Here is a 15129-nt window from a genome sequence, read left to right as displayed (position 1 = left end):
CCCCCGCAAAGCGGAGGCCTTAGGCAAGGCTATGTCGAGGTGCAGGATTCGCGCTACTCGCAGAGCGAAAGGGCGGCCTCGTCGGCAACGACAACGCAGTTGGTGTGCAGCTGCAGGATCGAAGCCGGGCACGCAGGCGTAACCGGACCGTAGCACATGTCATGCACGGCCTGAGCCTTGGCCTCGCCGTTGGCGACGACCAGGATCATGCGGGCATACATGATGGTCTGGGTGCCCATGGTGTAGGCCTGACGGGGAACGTCGTCGATGCTGTCGAACAGGCGGCTGTTGGCCTGAATGGTGCTCTCGGTGAGGTCGACGCAGTGCGTACCCTTGGAGAAGTGGTCATCGGGCTCGTTGAAGCCGATGTGGCCGTTGTTGCCAATGCCGAGCAGCTGCAGATCCGGGTAACCGGCGGCGGCGACGATCTTGTCGTACTCAGAGCAGGCAGCGGCGGCGTCGGGGTTGGAACCGTCGGGCACATGCGTGTTGTTCAGGTCGATGTTGATGTGATCGAAGAAGTTCTCACGCATAAAGTAGTGATAGCTCTGGGGATCGTCGTGCGAAAGGCCGCGATACTCGTCCAGGTTGTATGTGCTGACCTCGGCAAAGTCGACGTCGCCCTTCTCGTACCAAGCAGCGAGCTGCTTGTAGGCACCGATCGGGGTGGAGCCGGTGGCAAGGCCCAGCACACAGTCGGGCTTGAGGATAACCTGCGCCGAGATGATATTGGCGGCCTTGCGGCTCATATCCTCGTAGTCTTTAGCTTTAATGATCTTCATTACGCGTCCTTTCTCGTACAAGAGAGGCAAGGCTCCCCTTACAAGCACTTGCCCGCGGCCCGCGTCGGCCGCAACCAACGTGTGCGGCCACCAGGGCGAGGTCGCGTAATGTATGTGTCTCGTGTCTAGCCGCGTCGAGGCCCCTGCCCGTCCACGGTGACCCGAAGCCTTTTAGCTTCGGACAAATCCCATCTTGCCACGGAAGGCGTCCTCTTTCAAGGGCGCCCTCCGTAAACGTGTTTGAATTGTAGGCTAATGGCCACGTGCACTTGCTAGCGCTCGCGAGCAACGATGAGCTGGTCCATCTCTTCGACATGCACGCCAACGGAGCCCTTGATGCTCGAGAACTCAACAGAGTTGCACACCAAGATGGGAACCGTCACATCGTAGCCCTCGGCAGCAATTGCCTCGCGATCGAACTCAATGAGCACATCGCCCTTATGGACGATGTCGCCCACTTGCGCATGTACGGTAAAGTGCTTGCCCTCAAGCTGAACAGTGTCCAAACCAACGTGGATGAGCACGTCCAAGCCATCGACCGTGTTAAGCGCAACAGCGTGTCCCGTGGGAAAAATGGCCTCGACCTTGGCATCAGCCGGTGCAATCACACGCGTGCCGGTAGGCTGAATCGCCACGCCCTGGCCCAAAAGGCCGGTGGTAAATGTCTGGTCGTTTACCTCGGAAAGCGGAATGACGTCGCCCGAGATGGGAGCATCCAGCGTAAGGACTCGACCACGCATACCAAAAGACCTTAGGACTTTAGTGAACATGCTCCCCCTCGGACATACCAATCGACCAAAATAGCCTTAACAGTTTACCACTTGGCACTCGTTTTTGACCATTAGGGAAGTTCGCGCTTGACAACCTCGACGATGTCGTCAACAACGCGCTGGGTCAGCTCGTGCGTCTCGGCCTCGGCCATAACGCGGACCAGCGGCTCGGTACCGCTCGGACGCACCAGAATGCGACCGCGGCCGTCAAGTTCCTTCTCGGCAGCAGCGACAGCATCCCAGATGGGCTGGCAATCGTCCAGACCAGCCTTGTTGTCGGAATGCACGTTGACGAGTACCTGCGGGTACTTCTTCATGATGCCGGCAAGATCGGTGAGGGTACGACCGGTGCGCTTGAGCACGGCCAGCAGCTGAAGAGCCGTCACCAGGCCGTCACCGGTGGTGTTGTGCTCCAGGAAGATGATGTGGCCGGACTGTTCGCCGCCGATGACGGCGCCATCCGCGAGCATACGCTCCAGAACGTAGCGATCGCCCACGGCGGTCTGAACCATTTCGAAGCCCTGCTCCTTCATAGCGATGGAGAAGCCCAGGTTGCACATGACGGTCGAGACGATCTCGGAGTTGGCGAGCTTGCCGCGAGCGGCCAGGTCGGAACCGCAGATAGCCAGGATGTAGTCACCGTCGATCTCATTGCCCTCGCTGTCCACGAACAGCACGCGATCGGCGTCGCCGTCGTGGGCCAAGCCGATATCGGCGTGGGTGCGCAGCACGAGCTCGCGCAGGGGCTCAAGGTGAGTGGAGCCGCACTCAACGTTAATGTCGGTGCCGCAGTAATCGGTGTTGATGGCATGGACCGTGGCGCCCAGGCGCTGCAGCGCAGCGGGCGTGGTCTGGCAGGAAGCACCGTGGCCGCAGTCGACGGCAACAACCAGGCCATCGAGCTTAAGGCCGTCGAGCGTGCTGATGGCATGATCGACATAGGCCTTGCGGGCGTCTTTCATCTTGATGATGTGACCCACACCGGCGCCGGTCGGCAGCGTGTCGGCAGCCATGGCCTCCTCGGACATGACCCAGGCGCTGATCTCTTCCTCGACAGCATCGGGAAGCTTCATGCCCTTGCGGCTAAAGAACTTGATGCCGTTGAACTCCGGCGGATTGTGCGAAGCGGAGATGACGATGCCACCGTCGAGCTCATTTTGGACGGTGAGCAGCGCCACGGCCGGCGTAGGGATAACGCCGCAGCAGTGCGGACGGCCGCCCTCGGCCATAATGCCGGCGGTCAGAGCGCTCTCGAGCATGGTGCCCGAAAGACGCGTGTCGCGGCCGACGCAGATATCCGGACCAAGGAACTTGGTCGCCGCGCGGCCCAGGCGAAACGCGAGGTCGCACGAGAGGTCGGCATTGGCGACGCCACGGACGCCGTCGGTACCGAAGATGTTCTGGGGCATAGGATCGCTCCTTCCCTAGCAGGCGATATGCAACCGCCCACCCTAGTCGAAAAAGAAAAGCGGGACCCGCCGAGGAATCGGCAGGCCCCGCTTGTACATTGTATCTCGTAAGGAGATAAAACCTTAGCGCTTGGAGAACTGGGGAGCGCGGCGGGCCTTCTTGAGGCCGTACTTCTTGCGCTCAACCACGCGAGCATCGCGCGTAAGGAAACCGGCCTTCTTGAGGTCAGCACGGTAGTCGCCAGCGTTCAGAAGAGCGCGAGCGATGCCCAGGCGCAGAGCGCCGGACTGACCGGAGATGCCGCCGCCATCGCACAGAGCGATAACGTCGAACTGACCGGCGGTGTCGGTCACCTTGAAGGGAGCAAGGGCGTTCTCAACGAGCTGATGACGGCCGAAATACTGCTCGGCGTCACGCTTGTTGATGGTCACCTTGCCGGTGCCGGGGACGAGACGGACGCGGGCGACGGCGTTCTTACGACGGCCGGTACCCTGGTAGACAACGGTGTTCTCAGCCATCTTTAAGCCTCCAGCTCAATCTTCGTGGGGTTCTGGGCAACATGCGGATGCTCGGCACCAGCGTAGACCTTAAGCTTGGTCATCTGGGCACGGCCGAGGGTGGTCTTGGGCAGCATACCGCGAACGGCGCGCTCGATGACCTTCTCCGGGTGCTTCTCCATAGCCTGGCGGAAGCTCTCAGCCTTGAGGCCGCCGTTGTAGCCGCTGTGGCGATAATAGGTCTTCGTGTCGGCCTTGTTACCGGTAAGCTGGACCTTATCGGCGTTGATGACGACAACGAAGTCGCCGCAGTCGCTGTTGGGCGTGAACTGGGGCTTGTTCTTACCGCGCAGGATCATTGCGATCTGGGTGGCAAGACGGCCCAGGACAGCACCATCGGCGTCGACGAGAACCCAGTTGCGCTGGACCTCGCCCTGCTTGGCGTAGTGAGTCGATTTCGAAATCACTTAGACTCCTCCATGTACAGTACGTGTTGTTACAGAGATTCACGGGGCTCTGCAAGTAACCCGTCCATATTACCCCGCTCGCCGTACGAGTCAACAGGTATTTTGGCTCCGACCAGAGTTTCTGCATATGTCATCCACGAGCCGTGATTTTTCCAACTCTTTAGCTGTTGTCATTTTTTGAGGGTTCGCCGTCGCTAGCGCTCAACGAACTCTTGGATTTCCGCGAGCAGGCGCTTTGCCTCCTGACGGCCCTGGATATACAGGTCCAAAAGCTTTGCCGGATCGTGCTCGACATGGCCGACCTCGACCGGCTTTTGCGGAGCGATGACCAGCGCGCGGCCCTCGCGCTCATACTTCCACAGGTGCATGCGCTGGAGGTTATAGCGGTCGTGGCGCGTCTCGATAGCCTCGAGCAGGTAGGGGTAGTCGGCATAGCGGGCGCGCGCGGCAGGCATAAACTCGTAGGGCTTTTTCTCGTACGAGCGGTCCTGGGTGACGATGACGACCGCACGGTCGAAGCCCGCCTCCTCGAGCACATGCTCGATAGGAACCGAATCGGCCACGCCGCCGTCGACGTATTTGTGCCCGTCGATCTCGACCGGCGGCGTCACCAGCGGCAGCGAGGTGGAGGCGCGCACAGCATCGAGGTCGAGCACGGCGCTTTTGACCGGCAGGTAGGCAGCGGTTCCAAACAGCATGTCCGTCGCGACGGCGTACATCTCGATGGGGCTCGCGTCGAACGCCTCGTTGTCAAAGGGATCCAGGCGGTCCTGGATATCGTTGAAGATAAAGTCGTAACCCACGATGGAGCCCGTGGATGCGAAGGATGCGGCACCCATGTAGCGGTTGTCATTGCAGAAGGTCAGGTTGATGCGATTGACGCGACCGATCTGGTGTGACTTGTAGTTGACGCCGTTGAGCGCACCGGCCGATACGCCATATACCGCCGGAATTTCGACACCGGCCTCCATGAGAACGTCGAGCACGCCGGCGGTAAACTGCCCACGAAAACTGCCACCCTCCAAGACGAGCGCGACCTTGCCGGCGTTCTTTGCCTTATCTTCTGCAGTCATATTGACCTCCTGCGATTGCGTTTTGGCTTTCTTCTACCCAGTTTTGGAATGGAGGGCGCGCAGGTTTTTCGAGGCGGCAGGTGAAGCGGAAAGTGCGTCCCAGTTTGAGGCGGGATTCCGGGATGAACTTTCCGTTTGGACCGCCGTTGGGAAAGCGCGTCCCGTTCTGAGCGCGGATTCCGGGATGCAGTTTCCGCTTGAGGCGTCTTCCGGAAAATGAATCCCATTCCGAGCGTCGATTCCGGGATGCAGTTTCCGCTTGAAACGTCATCCGGAAACCGCATCCCAGTCTGAACCGGAATTCTGGGATGGATTTTCCGCCTGGGGCGACGTTGATGCGGGGCATGGCAGGCTGCAGTCCGATCGGCATCGCATCTGCATAGGGCTGAGGCTTTGCGCGGAGAATCCGCGTATTTGCTTCGCAAATACGCACCGGCTTCGGCCGCCTGCCGGCGTCCTCGCCCGCTCGCTACAAACGCTTCGCGTTTGCTTAACGCTCGCGCCCTGCGCAGAGTTCGATCCTCCGCGGTATCTATATGTAATAAAAAAGCAGGTAGAAACACTTCTCTACCTGCTTGTAACTATTGGTGGAGGCGCGGAGAATCGAACTCCGGTCCACGAAAGCCCCCTGATTGGCATCTCCAAGCTCAGTCGCTGGTTTAGTCTCGGACGCTTTGCGCGCAGCGACACGCTCGCGGCATCCCAACCGGTTCGGTCTTAGCCCGCGCCATACCGATTACGTGTGCGGGAGCATTCCCCTAACATGACGTCGCGCCGGTGTCGGGGAAATCACCGGGTTGACGCGCCGCTATAAACTAAGCAGCGAGAGCCATAGGCTCAAAAGAAGAGTTGTTGTCAATTCAATTTGACGGTACCCCTGTTTAACGAGGCGAGGAGACCTCGGCTTGCTTCCTCTCTCAGAGCTATCGTGTCGAAACCAGTCGCCCCCGAATGTTGGGAAAGTCTGGATGGTATCGGGCCTGCAAACACCCGATAACCGTCGACTTTTCAAGGAACACGCGAGGTGAACCCCGCTCGTGGATAGCTATCTTACCACGTTCTAAAGGCAGACAAGTGCTCTATGCACGAGCTGTGAAGACCCCAATGTGCGCCGCACTTCGCACTTTTGCTACCGAACGCGTCACGTATATTTTCGCCAAGCACAATTGACCCGTCGAAAGGACCGTTATGGATACCAAACAGCAACTCGTCAATGCCCTCGCAGGCCTGGGCTCGACCATTACCGAAGCTATGGACGTCATCGAAGGCTTTGTCCCCTGCGGACATCCCGCCCTCACGGTATCGAACGCACTCGTCGCGCTGGACGCTGACGATGATGCGGCTCTCGCCCAGCAGCTTGAGACCGTCGAGGGCTTTATCGACCACGTGAGCGAGAACCGCGGCGTGACCGCCTACCACGGCATCGAGGTCGAGCTCGCGGGTCCCAAAGCCGATCTGCTCGCAGCAATCCGCGAGGTAGACGCCCTGATGCAGACCGCAGGCGTCAAGAACACCCAGGTCAACGAGTGGGTCTACCGCAGCCTGGCAGCACTAAACGATTCCGACGAAAAGGCAGCCGAGCAGCTCGCAGAAAGTCCCGCCATTAAGGCCGAGCTTTTGTAAATAGCAGACGCGGGCCCCTTGGCGCATCGTCGTCCAAGGGGCCCGCAAACAGTTCGCGTCAACCGATAACCGCGCTGCCGCGTTTGGCCAAAGCAAGAATCGGCATCATTTGGCGCGGGGTCTTTGCTGCAAGATCGGCATGTTCGAGCAGCTTGCGATCGTTGGTCACCAAGTAATCGACCTGCGCGCGTTTGCATGCGGCGAGTACCAAGTTGTCCTCGTAATCGCGATGGAGCGCTAAGTATTTGTCGGCCAGCCAAAGGTCCGACGCATCTGCACCCACGGCTGTGGCGTTTTCGGTCATATTCCGAACAAACGCCAGCGCCGCATCGCCAATCGCGCGGGCAGAAGCCTCGTCGAGCGCTCCCCCGCTGGCAAGAACGCTACGCTTCAGCTCGTGTTGGACAACGTACAGCACGTCCTTGGCGATATGCACCGGAAAGAACAGCAATGCCCCCGTCTCCGTCGCCTGTCCAATAAACGCACGTGCGGCAAGCGACTCGGCATGGTCGGCGCAAAACGAATCAACCCATACGTTGGCATCCACCATTATTTTGAGGGGAACCTCGCTCACAGGATCATCCCCTTTTGGCGATAATGCTCATCCATGGCTTCGGAATAGATTGCGTCCCAACCGCGATCGTCGGATGCGGGCGGCGCAACGATGCCCAAATCTGCATAAAGCCGGTCTGCCGCTGCCCACGACGCGGCGAACGGAGTATCGTGCGCGACGGTCTGCTGCCGGTCGTCGACGGCCGCAAGCACTTCCTCGCACTGCCCGCCACCCTGCGCGACCTTGGCCACCACCTTTTTGATGAGCTCGGGCAGTGACCCGCCCGAAAGCCGCAGTACCTCCTCGGCACGATTCTTGACCTGGCGATCTACGCGAACATTCACCTGCGCCATGCCGCTAACAGCACCCACGTCGATCCCGCTCCCTTCAATTGCTAGCTCTGCTAGCCACACTATATAGAGAAGCTAGCACATGGTCAAACGCAAAAGGCCTGCGCCCAGACGACACCGATGCCGTCTGGGCAGGCCAGATAACGTGGGCGAACACGTCTGCTAACGCAGGTACGCCTTTGCGTTGCCCAGGCTGTAGGCAATCGTCGAGCCGTTGTGCAGCAGCGACGACGCTTGCGGGGTAATCGCGCCGGTAATGCCCAGCGCCAGGAGCGCTGAGTTGGTGAGCATCACCTTAGAGTAGGAGCTCGTCAGACGATCAACGAGGCCCTGACTCATGCGGCGCAGGCGCACGATCGCGGCAAGATCCGTATCGGTCAGGATGATGTCGGCAACCTCCTTGGCGATGTCGCTTCCGCCACCCATCGCCAAGCCCACGTCGGCCAAACCGAGCGCCGGCGAATCGTTGACACCGTCGCCCACCATGGCAACGTGGCGCCCCTCGCCCTTAATGCGCTCCACATACGCGTACTTGTCCTCGGGCAGCAGCTCGGCCTTAAACTCGTCGACCCCCGCCTCGCGAGCAATGCGCTCGGCCGTGCGCTCCGAGTCGCCCGTGAGCATAACGACATGCTTAACGCCCAACGCGTGCAGGTCGGCGATGGCCTCACGGACCCCGGCCTTGAGCGGATCCTCGATGCCGAGCACGCCGACGACCTTTCCATCGACCGCCAGATACAGCGGCGACAGGCCCTGCATCTGGGACTCAATGCGCTCCTTAATGTCGGAATCGAGCTGCGCGCTCTCGTCCTCAAACACAAAGTGTGCCGAGCCGATAATCGCGCGACGCCCTTCGATGGACGAAGCAATACCATGCGCCACGATGTACTCGACCGCAGCATGGCGCTCGCGGTGCTCGAGCCCGCGCTCGCGGGCGGCGTTGACCACGGCACGCGCCACCGGATGCGGGAAATGCTCCTCCAGGCAGGCAGAAAGGCGCAGGACCTCGTCCTCGCTCCAGCCGTCGGTCGTCAGCACGCAAGCCAGGCGCGGCTGCGCCTCGGTGAGCGTGCCAGTCTTATCAAACACAATGGTGTCGGCCTTGGCAAACGACTCAAAGTATTTTGCGCCCTTGACCATGACGCCCATCTTGGCAGCATCGCTCATAGCGGTCATGACGGCGACGGAACCCGTGAGCTTGAGTGCGCACGAGTAGTCGACCATCAGCGCCGCTGAGGTCTTGATGAGGCTGCGGGTGGTAAGCGCGACCAGGCCCGCGAGCAGGAAGTTCCACGGGACGATCTTGTTAGCGAGGTCTTCCATGTGCGACTGGCCCTCGGACTTGAGCGAGTCGGCCGTCTGCACGAGCGAGACGATCGAGCGAAGCTTGGTCTGAGCCGTGTTGGCGCGCACGCGAACCAAGATGCTGCCGTCTTCCACGACGGTGCCGGCGAACACGTCGTCCCCTGCGCTGCGCTCGACGGCCAGCGGCTCGCCGGTCAGGGTCGCCTGGTTGACCATAGCACTCCCCTGCTCGACAACACCGTCGATGCAAATGGACATGCCAGTGCGCACGACGACCAGATCGCCGGGCTCAAGCTCGGTCGCGGCAACGCTTACCTCGGTGTCGCCGACGACCTTTTGCGCCTTGTCGGGCACATCGAGCAGCGAGTTGATGAGCTCGTTTTCGCTCATGGCGCGCGTGTAGTCCTCGAGCAGCTCGCCCACGTTGAGCAGGAACATCGTCTGGCCAGCGGTGTCGACATCACGTTTGACGAACGAAATGCCGATGGCCGAAGCGTCGAGCACGGGAACGGTCAGGCGCGGCTGCGCGAGCTCGTGGAGGGCGGCACGCAAAAAGGCCATGTAACCGACCACGACAAACACCGCACGCAGAGGCGTCGGCAAGAACCAGCGGCGCGCGTAGTGGGCGCCGATAAGTGTGGCAAGATCCATGACGAGCTTGTGCTTGCGTGGCTCAAGCTGCATCACGTAACCCGTCTTTGCGTCGGAAATGGCCTGGGCATCGAGTGCGCCCAAGGCGTCGAGCACGCCCGCACGACACCGCTCGTCATATTCGAGTGCCATCTGGCCGATACGGCCATATACGCGCACCTTGTGCACGCCGTCGATATCGCCGCTGAGCTTAAGAAGTGCATCGAGATCGCTCTCTGGCACAGGACCCGCCAATTGAAGACGGGTCCTGCCGGGGATCTCGCTAATAATCGAGAATCTCATAGTTTGTGCCTGGGAGCGTTACTCGGCTGCCTCGTCAGCAGCGGCCTCGCTCTGGGTGATGTAAGCAGCCTCGGCAACCATGTCGTCGACATTAGCCTTGGCCTGCTCGACCATGTCCTGGTAGCCGTTCTTGATGCGCATACCGCACGCAATACCCTGCACGCAGGCATTCTTGACCGGAGCGCTGGTAAGCAGCTTGATGCCGGCCGTGCCAAGCAGAAAACCGCCACCGACAAGCAGGGTATTGAACGTCGACTTCTTCATGTTGCTTCTCCCTTTTGCCGCATCGGACGCGGCACGGTGCCTCAGCACCCGAGTAAACAAGTTTGCTCGAGCACACTTTTGAAATATCTCAATTTTATCTAACTATCTAGGTCAGCCATGGCTAACCTTTTGAAAATTAACGATGCGGAGCAACCGATTGTCAATGTGACAAAGGGACTGTCCCTTTGTCCCTTCTTACAACTGCCAGGTAGCTGCTTCCTTTTGCAGCGCAACCATGCGGGCGAATTCTCCGCCTGCCGCTTTGAGTTGCGCCGGAGCGCCCTGCTCGGCAACCACACCATCCTTGAGTACAACGATTTTGTCGGCATTTTCCACCGTACGCATACGGTGGGCGATCACGATAACCGTCTTGCCCGCGAGCAGGCGGGAGAGCGCCTGCTGCACCACGGTCTCGTTCTCTACGTCCAAGCTCGCCGTCGCCTCATCCAGCAACACGATCGGCGCGTCTTTGAGCAGCGCGCGGGCGATGGAGATGCGCTGACGCTCGCCACCGGACAGCTTGGAGCCGTTCTCGCCGATCATGGTGTCGTAGCCCTGCGGCATGCGGCTTACAAACTCGTCGCAGTTGGCGGCACGCGCGGCAGCAAGCACTTCCTCATCGGTGGCATCGCGACGACCAAGACGGATGTTTCCCATCACCGTGTCGTCAAAGAGCAGCACGTCTTGGAACACAATGGCGTAGTCGCGCAGCAGCACCTCGGGGTCCACGCTCGCAACGTCCACGCCGCCCACGGTGACCGTGCCTTCGGTGGCGTCCCAAAAGCGCGCGGCCAGGCGGCTCACCGTGGACTTACCGGAGCCCGAAGGACCGACCAGTGCCGTGACCTCGCCTTCCTTGGCGGTAAAGCTCACGTCGGTAAGAACTTTCTCGCCGGCGCGGCCGTCCTCGCCCGCACCATAGCCAAATGCCACGTGATCGAACACCACGTCATGGCCCACGGGCTCAAACTGCTCGCTGCCCCGCGCCACGGGCTCCTCCATGATGGAACGTATGCGCTTGGCAGACGACTCGGCAGCAAACAGCTCAGACATTAACATTAACGCCTGGTCAAAAGGCGCATAGATGCGGCTCACCATAAGCAGGAAGGCAAACATCACCAAAAAGTCGACCTGGCCGGAGGCGACCATCGCAGCGCCCGTGACCAACGTGGTGGCAATCCCCAGGCGCAGGATGGCAAAGGCGGAGTTGACCAAAAGCCCATTGGCGAGCTCGCCTTTGGTGGTCTCGCGCTCCTCGGCATCGATCACGGCGTTGAGCCCCTCAAGATAATGAGCCTCCTGGTTGGTGGCGCGGATCTCGCACACGCAGTCGAGCGTCTCCTGGATCGCCTCGGTAACCTTGACCTTCTCGGCGCGCACATGGTCGAACACCGGGGTCATGGGGCCGCGTGTCAGATACAGCATGGCAAAGGCCACGGGCACGCTCCAAAACGCCGCGATCGCCAGCTGCCAGCAAAAGAACAGCGACGCCACGAACACAATGGCGCTTGCGATGATGGCACCCCAAAGCTCTCCCAGCACGTGGCTGTAGGCGTGCTCCATGGCCTGGACGTCGCCCATGATGGTCTCGGTTAAATCGGCCAGATCACGACGGCCAAAAAACGACAGCGGCAGCTTGCGCAAGCGCTCGGCAATCTCCATACGCTGCTTGCCGCACTCCTCGTAAAAGATGCAGTAGGTGTAGTAATACTGCTGCCAGTTAGAGGCAAAGAGCAACACGAAAAAGACCAGGAGGCCGCCCACAATCGGCAGGGCATCCGGCAGGTCGGCACCGGTGGCGAGATGTTCGACAAAACCGGCCATGACCAGGGACAATAAGCCCATGCCGGCCATGGTAATGAGATTGGTGAGCGCGGTCCAGAAAATGCCGCGTTTTACGCCGGCGACGCCTTTATCGGATAGGAAATACTTCTTTTGGAATGAGGCGATCATTTAGGCCTCGCCTCCCTTCGTGACGGCGGCATCTGCGGCGGCAGTGATCTTCCAGCTCGCGGCCTGTTCGTATTCGGCCCACATCTTGGCATACAGACCCTCTTGGGACAGCAACTCGGCATGGGTGCCGGCCTCCTGCACGCTACCTTGATTGAGCACCACGATCTTGTCGGCCCCCACTACAGTCGAGAGTCGGTGCGCAATCATAATGACCGTGCGACCCGCCGCCAGCTTGCTAAAGGCGCGCTGGATGAGCGCCTCGTTCTCGGGGTCGGCAAACGCCGTGGCCTCATCGAGCACCACGATAGGCGCGTCTTTAAGGATCGCGCGGGCGAGTGCTACGCGCTGCACCTCGCCGCCCGAAAGATATGCCCCTCCAGCACCGAGCATGGTGTTAATACCCTGCGGGAGCTTGGCCACAATGTCGTCGCACTGAGCTGCGGAGAGGGCCGCACGCACTTCGTCGTCAGTGGCCGTGGGCTTGGAGGCACGCACGTTATCGGCAAGTGTTTGCCGGAACAGCTGGTTGGTCTGGAACACGAAGGCAACCTGGTCCATAAGCTCGTGCGGGTCCATGTCGCGAACGTCCACACCGCCTACGAGCACTCGACCCGAAGAAACATCCCAAAAACGCGGGATCAGGCTGGCGCAGGTTGACTTACCGCCGCCCGAGGGACCCACCAGGGCGAGGGTGCTACCCGCGGAAACGTTAAAGCTCACATGGCTAACGGCAGGTGCTTCGGCACCCTCGTACGTAAAGCTCACGTCCTCAAATCGCACGTCGCCGCCGGCAGGGTGCTTGGGTTGCGCGGGCACGGAGAGCCGCTTGGAATCCATGACGCTTCGAATTCGAGCCAGCGAATCGGCACTCATCTGAGAGGCCTCGCCCACAAACATGAGCTTGGTCATGGCCGTCGGTACCACGGCCGAAAATATCGCGTAAAACGTGAAGTTGGCCATAAAATGCGCGAAGTCCTTCTCGCCCGGCGCCAACAGCAACGCCACGGGCAACAGGAATGTCACAAGACCATTGAGCGCGGTAAGGTTGAGTACCTGCGGACCTCGGCAAAACGTGCCCGCATAGCTTTGTGCCATGTCGGCGTATTCGGCGATCGCGTCGTGGAACGCCTTAAAGGAATAGACCGTCTGCTGAAACACCTTGACCACGGGAATGCCGCGTACGTATTCGGTACCGGTCTTGTTCATCTTGACCAGCGCGCCCATGTAGGCCTTCATGAACTCGGCGCCCTTGCCGCTCATCATGGTGGCCATGGCGCCAAGCGAAACGGCGACCGAGATAAGGCATGCCGCGCCCAAGCGCCAATCGAGGGCGAAAAGCAGCACGAGCAGACCTGCGACCATGGCGGTGGCGCCGGCGATATCGGGTAGCATGTGCGCGAGCAGGGTCTCGGTGGAGGCGGCGCATCCGTCTACGATACGGCGCAGCTCACCGGTGGCGTGTGTGTCAAAGTAGCCAAGCGGCAGCTTAAGCAGGTGCTCGCTCGTAGTCTTGCGGATATTGGACGCGCAGCGAAACGCAGACAGGTGCGTGCACATGAGCCCCACGAAATAGACCACGATGCTTGCCAGCGCAAACCCCACGGCCCACCAGCCATACGTCGCGATGTCGCAGGCTTCGCTCCAGTTAGGTGCCACGGCGATCAGATCGCGCGCGACAAGCCAAATGCACACGTACGGGCCAAAGCTCAGCAGCTGCGAGAGCGCCGAGAGAGCCATGCCCAAATACGTTAGGAATTTGCGGTCGCCGGCATATGCAAGCAGCTCGCCGATACCGCCGCCTTCCCTTTTTGACCCCTTTGCCATGAGATTCCCTTCTAACGGCTTGAGAGTTAACCGTAATGAACTTATCATTGATGTGTTAGCCATGGCTCACAATCGAGCCAGGCGTGGACGTTTCTGCAAAGGAAAGGGACGCTTTTGCAAATACGGCGGGCAGCGACCGACATAACCGAGCTCTACGCACCGCAGTTTGAGCAGTTTGGCCTGGAGCTTACCGGCAAGGGCGCCGTCTTTACCGGCGAGGTGGCAAACGATCGGGCGCACGGACGCGCATGGATCATGCCTCTCTCCCCCGCCTGCATCGTTATGGAGCATTTCATTACCCCGATGCACGATATGTACCTGGCCGAATACACACCCGAACCGTACGCGTGCGTGAGCGAGGTCAGCGCGCCCACGCTCATGTGCATGCCCGAAGCCGGCATAACGCCTGCGAACCTTAAACCCCTGCATGGACCGTGGCCAAACAATGCCGTGTGCAGTTTTACCCAAGATAACTGTGGCGAGGAGTTAAGCCCGCTATTTGCAGGGCGGCTCTATCACTCGCGCTCGGTGCTCTTTTTGCCTGGATATTTTGACGAACTGGAGCACCGCTATCCCACCGAGTTCGCAGGGGTCTTTGAGGCGTTTGCCGAGCCATGGCACGAGGAAGCGACGTCCGCCATCTGCCACACACTGCACCGGATTAACGAGGACCGCGCCCGCACCGTAGGCGGACACGTCTATATGCAAGGCATCGTGGAGACCATGGTCGCGGAGCTCGCCTGTTCGCGCGCGGCCCACAAGCAGGCGCAGCAGGCGGCAGACACACGCGCCAGCGTGACCATTGCCGAAGAAGCAACGGCGATGATTGAGTGCGAGCTCGACAAAGGCAGACGCGTGGGTATCAACGAGGTGGCCGAGAGGCTCTACACAAGCCGCTCCAAACTATGCGCCACCTTTAAGGCCCAAACTGGCGAGTCCCTGGGCGCCTACATTCGCAGACGCCGTATGGAGCGAGCACAGGACCTTTTGGCCGATAGCGCGCTCACGATAGCGCAGGTGGCAGAGCGTCTAGGCTACCCTCAGCAGGCCGCCTTCACCCAAGCCTTCAAGCAACACAGCGGCACCACCCCCACCGCTTGGCGCTCCCAACATATATAAAGAATGAAGGCGCCAACGGCACCCTCATTCACTCTATTCCATTCAGCCCCGCCTGACCCGAACGGCCGAGTCGTCACGGAACCGAGGGGCCGGGCGCAGGGCCTTGCCTCTCAATGAGTTCCGCACGAACAGGAGGCGCCAGTGGCGCCTCCGTCGTGAGTCAGGACTGTCCGAAATTGAGAAGCAAGGCCCTGCGCCCGGCCCCT

Annotated in this window: 14 protein-coding genes and 1 other RNA gene; 2 read left to right on the top strand and 13 right to left on the bottom strand. The window is 60.4% G+C overall.

Features of this window, described 5'->3' with window-relative positions:
• Positions 1–53: 53 nt before the first annotated feature.
• The 7 genes from nagB to ssrA all read right to left on the bottom strand — a co-directional run bounded on the left by nagB (position 54) and on the right by ssrA (position 5948).
• The gene (gene nagB / locus DW645_RS03105; protein WP_055251013.1) at positions 54–782 is read right to left on the bottom strand and encodes a glucosamine-6-phosphate deaminase; all 729 of its coding nucleotides are present in this window, start codon (positions 780–782) and stop codon (positions 54–56) included.
• Between the two features lie 272 nt (positions 783–1054).
• Positions 1055–1552 carry a PTS glucose transporter subunit IIA gene (locus tag DW645_RS03100; protein ID WP_118226251.1) on the bottom strand — a complete coding sequence of 166 codons (498 nt, stop codon included), beginning with the start codon at positions 1550–1552 and terminating at the stop codon, positions 1055–1057.
• A gap of 71 nt (positions 1553–1623) precedes the next feature.
• Positions 1624–2961 carry a phosphoglucosamine mutase gene (gene glmM / locus DW645_RS03095; protein ID WP_089573173.1) on the bottom strand — a complete coding sequence of 446 codons (1338 nt, stop codon included), beginning with the start codon at positions 2959–2961 and terminating at the stop codon, positions 1624–1626.
• A 123-nt stretch (positions 2962–3084) separates the two neighbouring features.
• On the bottom strand, positions 3085–3480 hold the full coding sequence (gene rpsI / locus DW645_RS03090) for a 30S ribosomal protein S9 (RefSeq protein WP_022094634.1): 396 nt from the start codon (positions 3478–3480) through the stop codon (positions 3085–3087).
• Between the two features lie 2 nt (positions 3481–3482).
• The gene (gene rplM / locus DW645_RS03085; RefSeq protein ID WP_118226249.1) at positions 3483–3926 is read right to left on the bottom strand and encodes a 50S ribosomal protein L13; all 444 of its coding nucleotides are present in this window, start codon (positions 3924–3926) and stop codon (positions 3483–3485) included.
• Between the two features lie 194 nt (positions 3927–4120).
• A complete protein-coding gene (locus DW645_RS03080; protein ID WP_055251009.1) occupies positions 4121–4999 on the bottom strand; it encodes a patatin family protein in 879 nt (292 codons plus the stop codon).
• Between the two features lie 585 nt (positions 5000–5584).
• Positions 5585–5948: a transfer-messenger RNA gene (ssrA, locus tag DW645_RS03075) on the bottom strand.
• A gap of 239 nt (positions 5949–6187) precedes the next feature.
• Here ssrA and DW645_RS03070 point away from each other — a divergent pair.
• The gene (locus DW645_RS03070) at positions 6188–6622 is read left to right on the top strand and encodes a hypothetical protein (RefSeq protein WP_118226247.1); all 435 of its coding nucleotides are present in this window, start codon (positions 6188–6190) and stop codon (positions 6620–6622) included.
• A 58-nt stretch (positions 6623–6680) separates the two neighbouring features.
• Here the strand turns inward: DW645_RS03070 and DW645_RS03065 are convergent, their stop codons facing one another.
• The 6 genes from DW645_RS03065 to DW645_RS03040 form a co-directional block, all read right to left on the bottom strand.
• Positions 6681–7196 carry a PIN domain-containing protein gene (locus tag DW645_RS03065; protein ID WP_147349588.1) on the bottom strand — a complete coding sequence of 172 codons (516 nt, stop codon included), beginning with the start codon at positions 7194–7196 and terminating at the stop codon, positions 6681–6683.
• On the bottom strand, positions 7193–7546 hold the full coding sequence (locus DW645_RS03060; protein ID WP_147349589.1) for a hypothetical protein: 354 nt from the start codon (positions 7544–7546) through the stop codon (positions 7193–7195). Before DW645_RS03060 ends, DW645_RS03065 begins: the two co-directional genes overlap by 4 nt.
• A gap of 141 nt (positions 7547–7687) precedes the next feature.
• A complete protein-coding gene (locus DW645_RS03055; RefSeq protein WP_233540701.1) occupies positions 7688–9703 on the bottom strand; it encodes a heavy metal translocating P-type ATPase in 2016 nt (671 codons plus the stop codon).
• Positions 9704–9781: 78 nt separating this feature from the next.
• Positions 9782–10027 (bottom strand): DUF6110 family protein, encoded by a 246-nt coding sequence (locus DW645_RS03050; protein ID WP_055250999.1) that lies wholly within the window; start codon positions 10025–10027, stop codon positions 9782–9784.
• A gap of 195 nt (positions 10028–10222) precedes the next feature.
• Positions 10223–11980, bottom strand: coding sequence for an ABC transporter ATP-binding protein (locus tag DW645_RS03045; protein WP_118226244.1), 1758 nt, complete (start codon positions 11978–11980; stop codon positions 10223–10225).
• Positions 11981–13804, bottom strand: coding sequence for an ABC transporter ATP-binding protein (locus DW645_RS03040; RefSeq protein ID WP_199576421.1), 1824 nt, complete (start codon positions 13802–13804; stop codon positions 11981–11983).
• 114 nt (positions 13805–13918) lie between these two features.
• Here DW645_RS03040 and DW645_RS03035 point away from each other — a divergent pair, with 114 nt between their 5' ends.
• Entirely contained in the window at positions 13919–14923 is a 1005-nt protein-coding gene (locus DW645_RS03035; protein WP_118226242.1) for a helix-turn-helix transcriptional regulator, read from the top strand.
• Positions 14924–15129: the final 206 nt, after the last annotated feature.

It is taken from the genome of Collinsella sp. AM23-17, from assembly GCF_003470945.1.
GTDB classification, from domain to species: Bacteria; Actinomycetota; Coriobacteriia; order Coriobacteriales; family Coriobacteriaceae; genus Collinsella; species Collinsella aerofaciens_O.
The sequence above is the reverse complement of the archived record's forward strand: the minus strand, read 5'-3'. Positions and strand labels throughout refer to the sequence as shown.